This is a genomic window from Cecembia rubra (assembly GCF_003014575.1).
GTDB lineage: Bacteria > Bacteroidota > Bacteroidia > Cytophagales > Cyclobacteriaceae > Cecembia_A > Cecembia_A rubra.
In genome coordinates, this window is record NZ_PYGF01000004.1 from 123,848 (window position 1) to 140,646 (window position 16,799).

General features: G+C 39.5%; 17 protein-coding genes. 8 read left to right on the top strand and 9 right to left on the bottom strand.

What is annotated here, in order from left to right; genetic code table 11:
- Nucleotides 1-25: 25 nt before the first annotated feature.
- The 3 genes from CLV48_RS09220 (at nt 26) to CLV48_RS09230 (ending at nt 2,423) form a co-directional block, all read left to right on the top strand.
- Nucleotides 26-1,126: a Nif3-like dinuclear metal center hexameric protein gene (locus CLV48_RS09220; protein WP_106566990.1), complete on the top strand. Its 1,101-nt coding sequence runs from the start codon at nt 26-28 to the stop codon at nt 1,124-1,126.
- A 3-nt stretch (nt 1,127-1,129) separates the two neighbouring features.
- Complete coding sequence (locus CLV48_RS09225) at nt 1,130-1,894, top strand: zinc ribbon domain-containing protein (RefSeq protein ID WP_106566991.1); 765 nt, start codon at nt 1,130-1,132, stop codon at nt 1,892-1,894.
- A 106-nt stretch (nt 1,895-2,000) separates the two neighbouring features.
- Nucleotides 2,001-2,423 (top strand): hypothetical protein, encoded by a 423-nt coding sequence (locus CLV48_RS09230; protein ID WP_106566992.1) that lies wholly within the window; start codon nt 2,001-2,003, stop codon nt 2,421-2,423.
- On the opposite strand, the gene CLV48_RS09235 is transcribed toward CLV48_RS09230, so the two are convergent.
- On the bottom strand, nt 2,401-3,030 hold the full coding sequence (locus CLV48_RS09235) for a histidine phosphatase family protein (RefSeq protein ID WP_106566993.1): 630 nt from the start codon (nt 3,028-3,030) through the stop codon (nt 2,401-2,403). The genes CLV48_RS09230 and CLV48_RS09235 overlap by 23 nt on opposite strands.
- A gap of 53 nt (nt 3,031-3,083) precedes the next feature.
- On the opposite strand from CLV48_RS09235, the gene CLV48_RS09240 reads away from it, so the two are divergent.
- From CLV48_RS09240 to menD, 3 genes are read left to right on the top strand one after another with little or no spacing between them, the layout of a single operon-like run.
- Nucleotides 3,084-3,506: a hotdog fold thioesterase gene (locus CLV48_RS09240; RefSeq protein ID WP_106566994.1), complete on the top strand. Its 423-nt coding sequence runs from the start codon at nt 3,084-3,086 to the stop codon at nt 3,504-3,506.
- Between the two features lies 1 nt (nt 3,507).
- Nucleotides 3,508-4,713: a chorismate-binding protein gene (locus CLV48_RS09245; protein WP_106566995.1), complete on the top strand. Its 1,206-nt coding sequence runs from the start codon at nt 3,508-3,510 to the stop codon at nt 4,711-4,713.
- Between the two features lie 7 nt (nt 4,714-4,720).
- On the top strand, nt 4,721-6,397 hold the full coding sequence (gene menD, locus CLV48_RS09250) for a 2-succinyl-5-enolpyruvyl-6-hydroxy-3-cyclohexene-1-carboxylic-acid synthase (RefSeq protein WP_106566996.1): 1,677 nt from the start codon (nt 4,721-4,723) through the stop codon (nt 6,395-6,397).
- Between the two features lie 54 nt (nt 6,398-6,451).
- Here the strand turns inward: menD and CLV48_RS09255 are convergent, their stop codons facing one another.
- From CLV48_RS09255 to CLV48_RS09285, 7 genes are all read right to left on the bottom strand, one after another.
- The gene (locus CLV48_RS09255; RefSeq protein WP_106567165.1) at nt 6,452-7,279 is read right to left on the bottom strand and encodes a helix-turn-helix domain-containing protein; all 828 of its coding nucleotides are present in this window, start codon (nt 7,277-7,279) and stop codon (nt 6,452-6,454) included.
- 460 nt (nt 7,280-7,739) lie between these two features.
- Nucleotides 7,740-8,132 (bottom strand): PIN domain-containing protein, encoded by a 393-nt coding sequence (locus CLV48_RS09260; protein WP_106566997.1) that lies wholly within the window; start codon nt 8,130-8,132, stop codon nt 7,740-7,742.
- Complete coding sequence (locus CLV48_RS09265; RefSeq protein WP_106566998.1) at nt 8,129-8,335, bottom strand: type II toxin-antitoxin system VapB family antitoxin; 207 nt, start codon at nt 8,333-8,335, stop codon at nt 8,129-8,131. The genes CLV48_RS09260 and CLV48_RS09265 overlap by 4 nt, the downstream gene beginning before the upstream one ends.
- A gap of 103 nt (nt 8,336-8,438) precedes the next feature.
- The gene (locus CLV48_RS09270; protein ID WP_106566999.1) at nt 8,439-8,774 is read right to left on the bottom strand and encodes a type II toxin-antitoxin system PemK/MazF family toxin; all 336 of its coding nucleotides are present in this window, start codon (nt 8,772-8,774) and stop codon (nt 8,439-8,441) included.
- Nucleotides 8,774-9,061, bottom strand: a complete 288-nt coding sequence (locus CLV48_RS09275) for an AbrB/MazE/SpoVT family DNA-binding domain-containing protein (protein WP_106567000.1) — start codon at nt 9,059-9,061, stop codon at nt 8,774-8,776. Before CLV48_RS09275 ends, CLV48_RS09270 begins: the two co-directional genes overlap by 1 nt.
- Before the next feature lie 334 nt (nt 9,062-9,395).
- Nucleotides 9,396-10,277 (bottom strand): LysR family transcriptional regulator, encoded by an 882-nt coding sequence (locus CLV48_RS09280; RefSeq protein ID WP_106567001.1) that lies wholly within the window; start codon nt 10,275-10,277, stop codon nt 9,396-9,398.
- Between the two features lie 157 nt (nt 10,278-10,434).
- Complete coding sequence (locus tag CLV48_RS09285) at nt 10,435-10,812, bottom strand: GxxExxY protein (protein ID WP_010610044.1); 378 nt, start codon at nt 10,810-10,812, stop codon at nt 10,435-10,437.
- Nucleotides 10,813-11,276: 464 nt separating this feature from the next.
- Here CLV48_RS09285 and hutH point away from each other — a divergent pair, with 464 nt between their 5' ends.
- Nucleotides 11,277-12,845: a histidine ammonia-lyase gene (gene hutH / locus CLV48_RS09290; protein WP_106567002.1), complete on the top strand. Its 1,569-nt coding sequence runs from the start codon at nt 11,277-11,279 to the stop codon at nt 12,843-12,845.
- Between the two features lie 221 nt (nt 12,846-13,066).
- On the opposite strand, the gene CLV48_RS09295 is transcribed toward hutH, so the two are convergent.
- Nucleotides 13,067-14,227 (bottom strand): 6-bladed beta-propeller, encoded by a 1,161-nt coding sequence (locus CLV48_RS09295; protein ID WP_106567003.1) that lies wholly within the window; start codon nt 14,225-14,227, stop codon nt 13,067-13,069.
- A gap of 1,078 nt (nt 14,228-15,305) precedes the next feature.
- Between CLV48_RS09295 and hutI the strand changes: the two genes are divergently transcribed.
- Entirely contained in the window at nt 15,306-16,550 is a 1,245-nt protein-coding gene (gene hutI / locus CLV48_RS09300) for an imidazolonepropionase (RefSeq protein WP_106567004.1), read from the top strand.
- Nucleotides 16,551-16,799: the final 249 nt, after the last annotated feature.

A 16,799-nucleotide genomic window follows, 5' to 3' on the forward strand; every position in this document is an offset into this window, starting at 1 on the left:
TTTTGGACAAAGTAAAATAAAAAATATGGTTTACACGATTCAGGACATAGTTTCTTACTTAGAGAAAATTGCACCACCGGCCTATCAGGAATCCTATGACAATGCCCAACTGATAACAGGGGATTCTAAAAACCAGGTCAAAGGAATCCTTTGCAGCCTAGATGCCACTGAGGCAGTGATTGAGGAAGCAATTTCATTAGGCTGTAATCTTGTCATTGCTCACCATCCGATTATTTTTAAAGGCTTAAAGAGCCTGACAGGAAAAAACTATGTGGAAAGAACCATTATCAAAGCCATCAAAAATGATATTGCTATCTACGCCATCCATACCAATCTCGACCATGTAGCACATGGGGTGAATAAAAAAATCGCTGATAAAATCGGCCTGACAAATACATCCATCCTTCAGCCCAAAAAAGAGCTTCTGTCCAAGCTCACCACTTTTGTTCCACTAGAAGCCAAAGAAAAGGTACTGTCGGCTTTGTTTGAAGCAGGGGCAGGCCAAATAGGAGAATATTCCGGTTGTAGCTTCATAGCAGAAGGCAATGGAACTTTTATACCATCTGAAAATGCCAATCCCACCAAAGGAGTCCGGGGAAAAGTGCACGAAGAAGCTGAAGTAAGAATTGAAGTTCTTTTGCCTAGCTATCTGGAAAAAAGAGTACTTGCATCAATGAAAAATGCCCATCCCTATGAGGAAGTAGCTTACTTTCTTCACAAATTAGAAAATGAAAACCAATTGGTAGGAGCAGGAATGATCGGTGAACTTTCGTTTCCAATGGATGAAATGGAATTTCTCCTTCACCTCAAAAAAAACATGAACCTTAAGGTTATCAAACATACAAGCCTATTAAACAGGCCCATTCAAAAAGTAGCAATATGTGGAGGTGCTGGGATATTCTTGCTAAAAGAATCCAAAAAATCCGGAGCAGACATTTTCATTACTGCGGATGTGAAATACCATGAATTCTTTGATGCTGAAAATCAGATAGTTGTATGCGATATTGGGCATTACGAAAGTGAAATTTACACAAAAGAATTATTGGGAGAGTTATTGTCGCAAAATTTTACTAATATTGCACTCTATTTGACAAAAGTAGTTACGAATCCCATAACTTACCTATAGTACATGGAAAGTACAGTTGCACAAAAACTCGAAGCTTTACTGAACCTTCAAAAAATAGATTCCAGACTCGACGCAATTTTTAAAGTTAGAGGAGCCCTTCCAGAAGAAGTCCAAGACCTTGAAGACGAGATAGCAGGATATGAAACCAGATTGGACAAATTCAATCAGGACATACAAAGCTTAGAGGAGGACATCAAGAGATTCAAAGAGAACATCAAAGAATCTGAGAAGCTGATAAAAAAATATCAGGAACAGCAAATGAATGTCCGAAACAACAGGGAGTACGACGCTATCACAAAGGAGCTGGAATTGCAAGATCTTGAAATACAGGTTTCAAAAAAGAAAATCGGCGAAGCCCAAGCTAAAATCGAGAACAAAAACAAAGATGTTGAGGAGTTAAGGGATCACCTTAAAGAAAGACAGAAAGACCTCTCCAACAAGCAGGATGAATTGAAGACCATCGTATCTGAAAGCGAAAACGAAGAAGGCAAGCTGGAAGCTGACAGAGAGAAGGCCGTAAAGAAAATTGAGGACAGACTTTACAAGTCCTACTCCAAAATCAGAAGCAATGCTAAAAATGGCCTAGCTGTGGTAATGGTAAAAAGAGGTGCTTGTGGTGGCTGTTTCAATGTGGTACCACCGCAAAGGCAGGCAGATATCCGAGAAAAGAAAAAACTGATTGTATGTGAGCATTGCGGAAGAATCTTTGCCGGAGTAGAAGATGAAATCGAGGAAGAAAGCAGCAAGAAAAAAAGAAGCAGAGCTTAAAAAATACCAAAACCCGGAAATTCCGGGTTTTTTTGTTTTAATACCTTCAGGGACAGATTTAAAACAAATGATTGTATCTCACGTTTTAATTTCATAGATTTCAATCATGAAAAGGTTTTTCCTGTCCATATCGTGCTTTTTTATTTACCTGGGTGTCTTCGCAGAAAACCCGGGAGAAAAGACTTATTTGATTCTTTTTGACAAGTCTGAACTGAAAGAACTCAAATCAAGTCCTCAATACATTGAAATGAGCCTTATGAATATCTTTAAAACCAAGGCATATTCTGGCAATTCTGATGCGGCAATTCTTGTGAAAGTTCCATATGAAAACTTAGACGAATGTCAGATAGGTTATTTATTTGTAAGAATTAATAACAAAACGGTATTGCCCCTCCAAGACGTGGCTCTTAAAATTATCGATTTAGATCAGACAAAAAACACCTACCAATACCTCTTGGCTTCTTTGGAGGACAAAAACAACAAAACCAAAAAGAACGCAAAAATGCTCAAAACAGCACCAAGTCCTTGAGGTGCTCTCCGCAATTGTATTTTTCTATTCTAAAAATCCCCAAATCATTTTGATTTAAAACATAAAGCCCAAGGTTTTGGTGCTTAAAAACATCCATATATCTAAGGTCATATCCCATTAACAAACTCAGCAAAATCCTCATGGCACGGCCATGCATGCAGATCAAAATACATTTTCCTGGCTGTGACAAAATATAATCAATACCTCTTTTAAGTCTTTTGGCCACTATAATTGGGCTCTCTCCTCCTTCGATAGCATATTCCAGATCCCCTGAAGCCCATCTTTCCAACATGTGTTCATAATACTTGTTTTCTTCCCTCGTCATAGGCACTCCTTCATACCTCCCCCAGGAGATTTCATTCAAATCAGGTACTGCTTCATGGGGAATGCCTAAATCTATAAAACCTTGAATCGACTGTTTTGTCCTTTGCAGTCCGGTATAAAAAACTTTTTCAAAGGCAATATCTTTGTAATAGTCAAAAAAAGCTTCTGCCTGGCGCTGTCCATTTCTATTCAAAGGGGCATCAATCCCACTCCCTTGAACAACTCCCCTAAGGTTATAATCCGTCTGACCATGCCGGACAAGGTAGATTTTTTTACTTAACAAGATTCTTTATTTTTGTTTCCGATTTCAAAGAAAAGGCTTTTATTCCAAATTACATGATATTTCCTCCAAACCTTGATCTCAACACCCTCAATAACTGGGGCAAAAACACCATGACGGATTTTTTGGACATCAAGTTTACCCAGATCGGGGAAGATTTCCTGGAAGCCACTATGCCTGTATCTGATAAAACCAAACAGCCATTGGGGCTGTTACATGGGGGTGCAAATGTAGTTTTGGCCGAAACATTGGGGAGTGTAGCCGCTGCCTTGACTGTGGATCAGCAAAAACAATTCTGTGTAGGTTTGGAAATAAACGCTAACCATCTAAAATCCGTAAAGGATGGTTTAGTAAGGGGAATTACCAAACCCATTCACTTGGGTAAAAAAACACAGGTTTGGGAAATAAAAATTTACACCGAAAATGGCGAGCTGAGCTGTATTAGCCGCATCACCATGGCCATTATCGATAAGAAGTGACATGCAACACGCTACTGATATTATCAAATTAGAAAGTCTGGACCAATACCTGGGATGTATTATTGCAAATGCCATGCAAGAGGGAAATCAGGTGGCTATTTGGCGAAAGCCGAAATCCAACTTCCTTCAGGTATTATTGGACAAAAGCGGAATAACCAAGAGGGCAGATCTCAACTTAGAAGAATTACCTACGGGTTTTATAGTCCACCCTTTTGAGGACCAAGAAGATCAAAAAGCTTTTTTCTTAGAGGCTGACTCCTATTTCAAAATTGATCTTAACCTTTCCTTGGTGGAACAGCAAGAACAGCTTGAACTGAATGCGCCCATAAGGTCTTCTTCAGAAAACGCGCAACTGATAAGGCAATATTTTGCTAAGTCCTTGGAAAATCAACATTCAGGCAATTTAAATGCTTGTTCCAAAAAAGATTTTATTGCCCTTGTTGAAAATGGAAAACAAGCCATCAGGGAGGGAAAACTTAACAAAATCGTACCGGCAAGGCTGAAAAAGAAGCAATTGTCTGATAAATTTGACCTTGTCCAATCCATTATCAGCCTTACCAAGTCTTATCCAAATGCCTTTATCAACTTCTTCCATATTCCTGATCTGGGTTCTTGGCTGGGAGCTTCTCCAGAAATTTTGATCCAGACCAAGGGCAATACCTTTTATACCATGTCTTTGGCGGGTACCCAAAAAGCAAAAGGTGATAACCCGATGAAGAATGCAGCCTGGACCCAAAAAGAAATTGAGGAGCAGGCATTGGTAAGTAGGTATATCGTAGATTGTTTCAAAAAAATCAGGCTGAGAGAATATGATGAGCAGGGACCAAAAACAGTGATTGCGGGTAATTTATTGCACCTTAGGTCAGATTTCTTTGTGGACATGCAGGCCACTAATTTCCCTCAATTGGGTTCGGTAATGCTCAAATTGCTCCACCCAACTTCAGCGGTTTGTGGCATGCCGAGGGAAAAAGCATTTGAATTTTTAAGAGAATACGAAAAACTGGACCGCTCATTATTTGCCGGATTCATTGGGCCAGTGAATGTGGAAGAGGAAACTTCCATTTTTGTCAATTTAAGGACTGCAAGATTGACGGAAAAAGAAGCACTCTTATATGCAGGTGCAGGAGTAACCGAAGATTCCATCCCGGAAAAAGAATGGGAGGAGACAGAAATGAAGTGCGAAATCATCGGTAAACATTTAAATTAAGCCAAAATTGATCTTACAACCCATTGCCGATATGGTGGCCTTATGTGCCAAAAAAGGCATCAAACATGCCATTTTATCACCCGGCTCACGTTGTGCTCCGATTACTCTTGCATTTGCAAGACACCCTGAAATTCATAGCCGGAGCATTTCAGATGAAAGGTCCGCAGCCTTCATTGGTTTGGGGATGGCCCAACAACTCGATAAACCTGTAGTATTGGTCTGCACTTCAGGATCCGCTGCTTATAATTATGCCCCTGCCATAGCGGAGGCCTATTTTCAACAAATCCCATTGATCGTAATCACCGCAGATCGCCCGCCTGAATGGATTGACCAATGGGATGGTCAGACTATTCGTCAAACAGAAATTTATGGCAAACATGTCAAAGGATTTTTTCAGTTTCCCGATAATTTTGGACATCCTGATATGGTTTGGCACGCCAACAGGATTACAAATGAAGCCATCAACCTGGCCAACCAATATCCATATGGACCTGTACATATCAATATCCCACTGAGGGAACCCTTTTATCCAGAAGCTTGGGAAAAGTTTGAATTTTCCAGAGAAATCAGATGTATAGACCCCATAATGGGAAATCCTCAGCTTTCCGAAGAATCCAAACAAAAACTGATCGCCTCTCTTACAAAGTTCAAAAAGATTTTGATTGTTCCAGGACAGCAGAGGCCAAACCCCAAAATCCAACAAATCTTAGATGAGCTGTCTATTGGTAACAAAGCTGTGGTCGTAACTGATACCCTTTCGAATTTACAGTCTTCCTACACAGTAAACTTACACGATCATTTTATTGGCAATCAGGAATTGGCAGATGAGCTTGACCCAGAATTGATTATTTCGTTTGGAAAATCCATCATTTCAAAAAGCCTTAAACTTTTTCTCAGAAAAAGTAAAGCTGTCCATTGGCACATACAAACAGAAGGTTACATCCCTGACACCTATCAATCCCTGTCCAAGCTTATACATTGCGCTCCGATTTCCTTGCTCCAGTTTCTCCTTAAAGAGGGACAATCCGATCTGAGTTTTGTAGAAAAATGGAAAGGATTAGATTATGCAGTAAGAAAAAAATTAGATGCTATTTTAGATCAAGCTGAATTTGGGGAATACAAATCCCTCGCGACCCTGATGCGCAATATTCCTGCCCAGTCCAAACTCCATCTTGCCAACAGCATGGCCGTAAGGTATGTAAATTTCTTAGGCGAAAGGCCTCAGGAGATCATCTGTAACAGGGGCACAAGCGGGATAGACGGGAGCAACAGCACAGCCGTAGGATGTACTTTCACCACCAAAGAACCTGTGGTACTTATAACCGGTGACCTGGCATTCTTTTATGACAGAAATGCCTTCTGGCACAATTATCCCATGACCAATCTGAGAATCGTCTTGCTCAATAATCATGCAGGGGGAATTTTCAGATTAATAGATGGTCCGGCTAAGCAACCTGAACTGGAGGAGTTTTTTGAAACACGTCAGCGCTTGAGTGCGGAAAATCTGGCCAAAGACTTTGGTTTTGAATACCATTTGGCCAATGATGAAAGAAGCTTGGAAATGGGGCTGAAGGATTTTTGGTGCAAATCCATCCATCCAAAAATCCTTGAAATAGAAACCAGCAGCCTACAAAATGCAGAAATACTGAAGTGGGTAAAAGGAAAGGTAGCAGAGTGTCTATGAGTTGCCTAGTTTCCAAATAAGCAAATCAATTCATTTTCTGTCCAAATACCGCTTTCAAAGAATAAGCTGCTCTTTAGTAATTGGGGGGGAAATTATGGACTCAGCACCTTTTTTGTACTCCTTAAAAAGTAAAACTGCCAACGAGATCTCAAATAAAGTAAGTAAAATCAAACCAGGCAAAGCAAATACCACTGTAAGAAAACTTACTCCTGTCAAAATACCCAAAGTTCCTGCAATGATATAAGTCGCACCTTGGTTCTTGGAAAGATGCAAAAGGCTCGAAGCAAACAGGACATAAACCATTCCAGAAATCAAGGATCTGAATATAAGCCCTGTGATTAAATCCTTTCCTGACCAATAGCTTACTACATCTTCAAGTATAAATGTGCTGATCATGATGATCAGCATGACAGTCATTATTTTTAAAAAAAGATTGGAAAACGTTTCACCTAATTTATAAAATGCACCCGTAAATAGGATAAAAAGAACCAGAACTGACATTTTCAAAAAGGTATACACATAACCGAATCCTGCAGAGAATGAGGTCTTTTCTATAAAAAGCTGCACATCAATTACAGATTCGATAACTGCCAAAACCAAATAAAGAATCCCCGCAATAAAAGAAAATCTAAGCCAGGGATAAAGCTTGCCTGATCCTGTATCTTCTTGCTTCTCAAATTGAAATGATCTCATCTCTTCTGGTTTGACTTCCAATACTTCCAATATGGCTTTTACAGTATAAAACCTGGGCGTTACTTCCCCTGCCTCAATCCTTTGTATAGTTCGGACATTGATGTTGCAGCGCTCCACCAATTCTTCCTGGGTCAATCCTTTGGCCTTTCTCCATTCCAGGATTTTCTGGCCTAATAACGGTTGTTTCATGTTGTATAAATTTTGTTTGACCATGGCAAGTTGGTTGGATTCTTTCAAATATAGCCCGAAAAATGGGAGGATTTCACCCGACATTTGGACGGCATTTGTTTGAAAGACGCAAGATGTAAGACTTTAGACACAAAACTGCGCATAATGAGGATTGGGATTGATATATGCTTTGCGATATATAGTAGATATATTCCTTCGGCGATATTTTGATGGCGTTTTGAGATGAATATCATCCTTATAAAAGGATTAAGTAGATTCAGTAAGAGCAAAGTAGGAGGAAGATTTTTCAACTGGTCACTTTTCACACAATTAACCAATAACAATCACTCCCTCATCATGTTTGTTGTTTAACATCGTAGTGCTAGTTGCGTGAACCGCGGCTCTTAATGACTTTAGCAGGTAAAACTTATAATGATGCAAGAAATTTAAGAGGATATATGAAAATAATGACTTTCCAAAATCATGAAAGCTCTGGCTTGAACAACCGATCATATCCGATGACTTCCCTAAGTTTTTTGTCCAAAGTCCAAAGCTTCAACTCATTTTTGGCAACTGCATGAAAAATCACGGTTTCAATCAGTCCTACACCCTGATTCACCAAATTTTCTTTTTGTGACAGTAAACCTGATTCAATAATAAGATAAGGTTCATCCAAACTTGGAATAAGATTGGCCAATTGTATAATTGTCTCCACTTCTCGTTTGCCCTTAGCCCCTTGAAGTAATTCAGCAAAAATCAACTCTAGCCCAAACACCCGATTATCCTCCAGCAGTTCTTGACATGTCAAAAAAACATCTGGATTACCTCTCAGGTATTCAATCCAGATAGAGGTATCAAAAACGACACCTCTCATCGACGGTTCAAATCTCTTAATTCCTGAGCAGAATACTTAAACTCTAAGGGCTCACTTACAATAGAAGCCCCTATTTGCTTGACTTTTTGAGAGCGGATGTAAGAAATCAAGGCCACCTTCAAAGCCTCTGTGATCGTATCAGCCTTAGAAAGCGCCATAGCTTCTTCAATCAATTCTCGGGAAATTATCGCTGTAACTTTCATAGTATTAAGTTTTTACAAAAATACGATAGTGTATCGTATAGAGGCAAGTTTTTGATGATATATATTTTGCTTTTTCATCTATTTTAGCTTCACAAGCAAAACTCTAAATCAACCCCAACACTTTCGCCAAACAAACCTTGACTTCAGCTAATTCAAGTTCTGTAAGTACTCCAATTTTCTTCACAAACCTTCTCTCAGACAAGCGCTTTACTTGAAAACAATCAGCAAAAGAGGCTTTTGATAATCTATTGAGATGATTAGGGTTTATGAGAACCATCCAACTTTTTGGTTCCTTAGTCCCATCCGTCAACGGAACAACAATCTTTAAAGGCAATATGCCAAGGGAATCAGCATTTACGATGATTGCTGGCCTAGTTTTTTTTATTTCTTGACCGACTTGCGGTTCAAAATTCACCAGCCACACTTCTCCATTTTTCATCATTCAATGATTTCAGTATCAATATCACCCCATTCCTCAACTTCTTGCTCATAATATGTTTTAGTCTCAAGATCAGAGGCCTCTTTTTCCATTGTTATGTAGATTGCCTTTTTGTTTTTTCGGGCTTCCTCCATTTTCAATTGAAATATGGATTTAGTAGCAGGTCTGATCATGATACCATCCCCATGATCTTCAATTACTACCTCGGCAAGCTCATATTTGTCAATCAATGCTTTAGGCAAAATAACCCCACTACTATTGCCTATTTTTCGAATTTTGGTTTCCATACCCAAATATACGAAAAAAGTAATAACATGTTATAACAATAGTTCCTAATATTCTAAAGTTTAACTTTCCGCTTTTAGTAACATTAGTTCAACCCCCTCTCCATTTTTTAGTGATAACTTTATCTTAAATATCCCTGCAAAAGCTCATACTTCTATCCCTTTTCTATCTTATAAGTCAGCTTCAAGACGTTTCGATTTGAACTGTTACCCCATACAAATTCAATTCTATTTCATTAAAAATTTCCGCTCTATTTCCACCTTATTTCAACTCTATTTCTATCTTATTTCTATCTTATTTCTATGACACTTATATTATACGGAAAAGCTAAATTTATCAAGAGTTTTGAATCAAACGAAGAACCTTTGATAATGCAGCATTCCTATTTCCCTTTTTCCAAACGGCATACAGCTCCGTTTTTTGTTTGATTTTGTCCAGTTCAATAAACTTCACTTTCAAATCATACCCCTGCTTCAAAGATGTAGGCACAATAGCCACTCCCAAGCCAGCCTCTACCAATTTGAAAATGGTCAGGGCATGAACAGACTTATGGGTGATCTTTGGAGTAAATCCCCTATCCTCACAGATAGACATGATCTTATCGTAGTAAATGGAAGAATAATCCTGAGAAAAGAGGATAAAATTTTCCTCCTTCAATTGCCCAATATGCTTAAAGTCATCCGCCGACAAAGGATGGTCCTTAGGCAATACCAACGAGAAAGTATCCAGATGGACCAATCTCATCTCTAGAGCTTCTGGAACACGTGCCAGTCGGACAAAACCCAAGTCCAATTTGTCTTTTTCCAACATTTCAATCTGTATGGCATTGCTGAGTTCTTCCAAAGTTGTTTGAATGCCGGGAAAGGTTTGGGAAATTTTGACGAGAAGTTCAGGAATCACCGTATGTGCTGCCGAACCCAGGAAGCCTATCCGCAACTCCCCTATATTTCCTGCGGCGATTTCCTTGAGTTGGGTTTTGGTGAGCTCGAGGTGGTTGAAGATATAATCCACCTCTGCTTTGAGAAAATGCCCGGCAGGAGTGAGCTGGACTTTTCTTTTGGTCCTCTCAAACAACTGAACTTCAAGGATCTCCTCCATCTGCTTGATCTGTCGGCTAAGACCTGGCTGGGAGATAAATAATCTGTCGGCTGCCCGTCCAAAGTTCAGTTCTTCGGCAACGGCACGGAAGTATTCGAGGTGGCGGAGTTCTATTGTCATGGGCTTCTCGCAAAGACGCGAAGGACTGGAAGTTTTTCTCGCAAAGGCGCTAAGGCGCAAGTTAAAATACTCTGAAAAATAAATAATTATAGAGATTGATATTTCATTTAGGCATTATTCATAGAATATTGGGATCAAGAATCAAAATTTAGAATTGCTATAATCCATTAACGATTCTTCTGATTCCTCCTTTAAGTAAGGGATCATTAAAATTGATTAGCAAACCTAATTTCATTTCAGTGATTTTTAAATAGGTTAATACTTGTTTATAGAAAACTGGTGTTAAGGCTTCAACTGATTTAATTTCTATAAGCACTTTATTTTCGACTATCAAATCTGCCCTAAATCCCTGATCCATTTTTCTTCCCTTCCAAAACACAGGTAATGATTGTTGTCTAGAGACCACTAATCCTTGTTGCCTTAATTCATAACTCAAAATATCCTCATAAATGGACTCCAATAAACCAGGACCTAATGTTTTATGAATCTCGAAAGAAGTGTTTACAATAATTTTTGAAAGCTCATTTTCAGACATCATTTTCAATGTTTACCTATTCATACCTAATTTGATTTTAACTGAAGATTTCAATCTCTCTGTATCTTAAATTTAGTACTTTCAAAACTGAAACACTCATGGTTAATTTAAATTAATCGGATAAATTAAATAACCAAAAGTTATAAGAAACATCATAAATTGGTATTTATAATTATCATCAAAAACCTATACTTTTGAAAAAGCCTAATGTGTTTAAATCATTGGGCTCAATAAATATCTCTTTGCTTCTTTGTCTATCTTTAACCTGCGTCTTAGCGCCAATGTCCGCCGACAACCAGCTTAATGAGATCAAAAATTTACCTTCGGGTCTTTGCGAGAACTCATAAAAACCTTAATTCGCCCTAAAAAACAATGGCGTCAACGTGCCTCCCTCTACTGAAAAGCAGGCTCTTTAAATAAAATACTTAGCGCCTTTGCGTCTTTGCGAGAAAACAAGAAACCCCATGAAAACCTTCCAATACGCCCAACAACACCTCACCGCCTCCATCGCCCTCGGCATCGCCAATGGGAACATAAAAGGAATCCTCAGCTCTGAAACACGAGAAAAAGTAAAAGCCAGTGCTACTGCGGTCGAAAAAATCGTAGCCAAGGGCCAACCTGTCTATGGCATCAATACTGGTTTTGGACCTTTGTGCACCACGCTGATCTCTCCCGATCAAACCCGTAAACTCCAAGAAAACCTGCTCAAAAGCCATGCAGTGGGTGTAGGCGAACCTATTCCTGTGGAGATTTCCAAACTGATGCTAATCCTGAAGTTACATGCGCTAGCAAAGGGCTTCTCGGGCATACAAGAACAAACATTGGATAGGATACTTTGGCATATTGAAAATGATATCATTCCAGTAGTACCCAAACAAGGTTCAGTGGGTGCATCGGGTGACCTCGCTCCCCTCTCCCATTTGTTTTTGCCGTTGATAGGTTTGGGAAAGGTGCATGTGAATGGAAAAATATTACCCACCGCAGAAGTCCTCCAAGAGCATCACCTATCCCCCATCCACCTTGGCCCCAAAGAAGGTCTTGGACTGATCAATGGTACGCAGTTTATTGCAGCCTTTGGAGTGAAAGTTCTAGAGCGCTTTTACAATATCCTCGCCCATGCGGACATCACGGGAGCCATGATGCTAGAAGGTTTGCTAGGTTCTATCAAGCCTTTTTCATCTGAACTTCACCAACTTCGCCCTTATGCAGGAAATCAGCACGTAGCCCAGAGCATCCTCAACCTCTTGTACGAATCTGAGATCGTACATTCCCATGCTACTTGTGCACGGGTACAGGATCCTTATTCCTTACGATGTATGCCTCAGGTGCACGGAGCTTCCCGCAATGCTTGGTTGCATTTGAAGCACATGCTGGAAACCGAAATCAATTCCGTGACGGACAATCCAGTGGTTTTTGATGAAACCCATACCATCAGCGGGGGCAACTTCCATGGTCAACCCATTGCTATGCCATTGGATTATGCTTGTTTGGCAGCATCCGAAATCGGCAATATCTCCGATCGTAGGATTTACCTCTCCTTGGAAGGAGATACTCCCGGAGTGCCCAAACTCCTTTTGAAAGAAACAGGCTTGAATTCCGGCTTCATGATTCCCCAATACACCACTGCAGCTTTGGCCAGTGAGAACAAAGGACTTTGTTTTCCCTCTTCCGCCGACAGCATCCCAACTTCTCTGGGGCAGGAAGACCATGTGAGTATGGGTTCTATCGGGGCAAGAAAAGCCCTACAGGTAATAGAGAATGTAGAAAAAATACTAGGCGTAGAACTCTTCTGTGCCGCCCAGGCGGTGGATTTCCATGCACCATTGAAATCAGGAAAGATCATGACCGCCCTCTACGAACATTTCCGTACCAAAATCAAGCATGTCACCGAAGATCAGATCATGTACGAGGATATGGAAATTGCCATTGAGATGATCCGAAGCGGGAAATTGCTTATCTTAGCCAGAGAAGTGGCTGAGAAAGAAGGATTGGAATTGGAGACACAATGGTCGGGGGATTTTGATAGATTTTAGTTTTAGTTAGTTCAAGTCTTTAGACTTGGACTAAATTAACAGCAGTCTTCAGACTGCATCTATACAGTCTGAAGACTGGTAGGATTGTGGTCCAAGATAAAGTCTTGAACCAGTAGGATCGGGGGAGTTTGATAGATGGAAAAAGTTCAAATCTGCAATTGTAGGCAGACAAACTTGCCTTTATCAGGAAGGAGTAAGTATTGAACCAATAGAGATTTTTCTTATTTCAATTCGAACTCCACCAAGACATGATAATCACCTTTTAATTTTTCTTTATTTTCCTGGAAAAAACCATGAATATTCCCAGGCAAGGGTGTTACACTTTTTCCTTGAAAAATTTTTATGTAGCTATTATACAAGTGGCTAGATGAAAACAAACAAACAAAGCCAACTTCAGAATAAGTCCAAGGATAATAATCCAGTTGTAAGCCATCTAAATCATTAATGAAATTTTTTGCTTGATAAATTATTGATGATGAGTCATTTAAAATAAAAAAATGATTATCTTTTCCCCCTTGTTTGAAAGTAACCAAATAAGAATCCATAAAAGGAGCAATTAATCCTATATTCTCAACTATTTCATTTTCTGAAACATAAGAAAGCCTTTTCTGATGATTATTGAAAAACTCAACCCTTTTCGCATCGTCTAACCTGTCTTTCGCTAGGTCAAATTCTATTATCTTATTAAAAATTCCAAGACTGTCAAAAATAGCTATATTATATGAAAATGGAATATTATAAAAAATTTGATTATTAGTTATATTCTTGACAAAACCAGTTCTGTCCCCAGATCTAAGATCTTCGAACCCTTTCTTAATATCAACAAAACCTTGAATATCAGAGTTTTCTGTACGTATAAAGTTATAGTTTCCCCAACTCGTTTTATTGTTCATATACTCAAGTATAAAGGTTTCTCCTCTAAAAAATTTAGGACCATCAACATATTGCCTTATTTCCTCAATGAAATTACCTTTCAAATCATACGTTAAAATTTTACCAAGTATCCTATCCTTGATATATAATTTGTCATTATTGAAAGAGAAATCCTCAAGCAGGTAAAACTCAAATGGGCCTTTCCCTGTGGAAAAAATCGATTTGATTAATTTCCCTGATCTATCAAAGATCATTAGATTACTAAGGGACCGATCTTCAACGTAAATTTCATCATTATGGAAAACTATTTTATAAGGCCTAACTAAAGGAGTTTCATCAGGAGGGTCCAAAAGGATGTAGTTGATATTATGAACAATGTCGGAAATGGGCCTAACTTCTGATTTCGAAAGATCTATTTTTATTTTTTGGGTTTCATTATTCGGTAGTTTCCCTTTACATCCTTGAAAAGAAAAGATTGAAAAAAAGAGCAAAAAAAGAACTCTATCCATATTTGGGGATTATCAATGATTTAAAAAGAAAGGGATGCCCCTTCCCTCATTAAAATATAACTTCTAGCATACAGTTTGATCTGACACAGAGCACGTTTCATTAGGGTCAGGTCTACAAACCTTCCATTCACTCCCGTCAGAACAAGTTTCGGATTCCATTTTGAAGCCATCAACTGCGTCACCATTTTCTCCATGACCAAAGGAAGATCCGATTGAAAAGGAAAAACAAAAAGCAGTCATTAATAGAAATGTTTTTAAATGTTTCATAATAATGTGTTTTTAAGTGAATTAATAATTAAAATGTATAATCTAAACTAAGAAAATAATTGTTTTGATCCAAAATCACTACCCCCTAATAACTATTTACTTGCCCTAAATTGTACTAATCAAATAGTCAATTTCAAAACAATCTTTTAAAAATTAGTTTACCCCCTCCCTGAATTCAAACTAAAATATAAGTAAAAACCATTTTTTCGATAGATTGAACTTTTTTATAGTTTTTTAAAAAAAGTTGGAGTGCAATTCGGTTAAACCAGAATTTTATTGAAAAATAAGTTCATCCAAAGCAGGCTGGACTAAAACTTGATCAAATAAATAAAAAAAGTCCAATCCCGACATCCATCCCAATTATCCGATAGCGTAAAATTCCAAATCAAAATAACCATTTGCATTCCATCACTGATTTTTAAAAATTACTCCAGGTTATCAATTATTGAATAAATTGGTATGGAAGATTATGAAGGGATTTGGGTAACTTTGTAATAGAGCCACAAACCTGCCTGTCGTCAGACAGGGGCGCTAAGACACAAAGGAAATATTACATTGAAGTAAGATGCGAAAGACGAGAAACAAGAACCAAGAGGCAAGAGACAAGACTGTTTTCGTTACCCAATAAAAACCTTTGCAACTTTGCTGCTTTGCGAGGCAAAAACCAAAGCTTTGTGTCTTTGTGCCTTCGTGGCAAATGAGAAAAGAGAGACAAGAAGCGAGTTGAGCAAATCACATACCCTGCCTTGCGCCAGCCTTTGCGGCTTTGCGAGCCAAAAACCAAACCTTTGTGGCAAATTAAAATATAAATATGCAAACCATCAAACATACCCTTATCGGCCCTATCCGCCAAGTGGTCACCATGTCAAACCTCCCCTTAAAAGGTGCATTGAAAGATGAACAGCTGGAGGTTATTTCTGAAGCAGGTATCCTGATCAAAAATGATAAAATCCATCAGATCGGCAACTACTGGGACCTATATCCCGAAGCACAGTCTATAGGGGCAGAAATGGTCAGTTTAAAAGGAGACTTTGTGGCATTACCCGGCCTGATTGATTGCCATACGCATATCTGTTTCGGCGGTAGCCGTGCCCAAGACTATGCCATGCGGAATGCCGGAAAGTCTTATCTGGAAATCGCCAAAGCAGGCGGAGGCATCTGGGATACCGTCACCCAAACCCGAAAAGCCAATCAGGAGAAACTGGTTCAATTGACTGTTCAGCGAGCCAACAGGAACCTCAAAGATGGTATCACCACCATTGAAGTCAAAAGCGGTTATGGGCTCTCCGTAGCCGAAGAACTCAAAATGCTCCGAGCCATCCATGAAGCCAATGAGAGCACCTATGCAGACCTTATCCCAACATGTCTGGCAGCGCATATCCCCCCCAAAAACTTTCAGGGAACACAAAGGGACTATTTGAAAAGCATAAGTGATGAAGTTTTTCCTGTTTTAAAGGCGGAAGGTTTAGCCAATCGCATCGATGCTTTTATTGAGGATACGGCTTTCACACCAGAAGATATACAATCCTACTTCCAAAAAGCAAAAGAAATGGGCTTCGACATCACAGTCCATGCAGACCAGTTTCATACTGGTGGTTCGCAGGTAGCTGTAGACTTCGGAGCCATCTCAGCAGACCACCTAGAAGCCAGTACGGAAAAGGAAATTGAATTGTTAGCAGAGTCCGACACTATAGCTGTGGCCTTGCCCGGTGCATCCATGGGTTTGGGCGTAGCCTACACTCCCGCTCGAAAACTACTCGATGCAGGTGCTTCCCTGGCCATCGCCTCTGACTGGAATCCCGGCTCGGCACCAATGGGTGATCTATTGATGCAGGCATCCATATTGGGAGCATTCGAGAAACTCAGCAATGCAGAAGTCTTGGCAGGCATCACCACAAGAGCCGCAGCCGCCCTGAATCTCCATGACCGGGGACAATTGAATCCTGGCATGTTGGCCGATATCATTCTTTTCACCACAGCCGATTATCGGGAAATTACGTATATGCAGGGGAGGTTGAAGCCGTTTAAAATTTATAAGAAGGGGGTTGAGGTTTAATTGAAATATGGTGGAAATATGCTCCGCGAAATATATTAGAAATACATTTGAAATCGAAGTAAAGCGAAGATCCCGAAAGTGAAACTATTCGGGAATAAGTAGAAATTCGCCAAGACCAAGCCATTCCTTCGACGAAATAAAGTGGTAATAGCTTCTCCTTGCCACCTCGACGTAGGAGAGGTCTTTTAAACCCCAAAACGGAAAAGATTTCTCTCTACGTTCGAAATGACAAAGGAGAGGCCAGTACCA

Excerpts from the sequence above, each read along its gene's own strand:
- CLV48_RS09270 (WP_106566999.1), bottom strand. The coding sequence starts at position 8,774 with ATGAAAAATGGAGAAGTGTGGCTGGTGAATTTTGAACCGCAAGTCGGT.
- CLV48_RS09285 (WP_010610044.1), bottom strand. The coding sequence starts at position 10,812 with ATGTCTGAAAATGAGCTTTCAAAAATTATTGTAAACACTTCTTTCGAG.
- CLV48_RS09230 (WP_106566992.1), top strand. The coding sequence starts at position 2,001 with ATGAAAAGGTTTTTCCTGTCCATATCGTGCTTTTTTATTTACCTGGGT.
- CLV48_RS09295 (WP_106567003.1), bottom strand. The coding sequence starts at position 14,227 with ATGGATAGAGTTCTTTTTTTGCTCTTTTTTTCAATCTTTTCTTTTCAA.
- hutI (WP_106567004.1), top strand. The coding sequence starts at position 15,306 with ATGCAAACCATCAAACATACCCTTATCGGCCCTATCCGCCAAGTGGTC.
- CLV48_RS09260 (WP_106566997.1), bottom strand. The coding sequence starts at position 8,132 with ATGAGAGGTGTCGTTTTTGATACCTCTATCTGGATTGAATACCTGAGA.
- CLV48_RS09245 (WP_106566995.1), top strand. The coding sequence starts at position 3,508 with ATGCAACACGCTACTGATATTATCAAATTAGAAAGTCTGGACCAATAC.
- hutH (WP_106567002.1), top strand. The coding sequence starts at position 11,277 with ATGAAAACCTTCCAATACGCCCAACAACACCTCACCGCCTCCATCGCC.
- CLV48_RS09265 (WP_106566998.1), bottom strand. The coding sequence starts at position 8,335 with ATGAAAGTTACAGCGATAATTTCCCGAGAATTGATTGAAGAAGCTATG.
- CLV48_RS09255 (WP_106567165.1), bottom strand. The coding sequence starts at position 7,279 with ATGAAACAACCGTTATTAGGCCAGAAAATCCTGGAATGGAGAAAGGCC.
- CLV48_RS09220 (WP_106566990.1), top strand. The coding sequence starts at position 26 with ATGGTTTACACGATTCAGGACATAGTTTCTTACTTAGAGAAAATTGCA.
- CLV48_RS09280 (WP_106567001.1), bottom strand. The coding sequence starts at position 10,277 with ATGACAATAGAACTCCGCCACCTCGAATACTTCCGTGCCGTTGCCGAA.
- CLV48_RS09240 (WP_106566994.1), top strand. The coding sequence starts at position 3,084 with ATGATATTTCCTCCAAACCTTGATCTCAACACCCTCAATAACTGGGGC.
- CLV48_RS09275 (WP_106567000.1), bottom strand. The coding sequence starts at position 9,061 with ATGGAAACCAAAATTCGAAAAATAGGCAATAGTAGTGGGGTTATTTTG.
- CLV48_RS09225 (WP_106566991.1), top strand. The coding sequence starts at position 1,130 with ATGGAAAGTACAGTTGCACAAAAACTCGAAGCTTTACTGAACCTTCAA.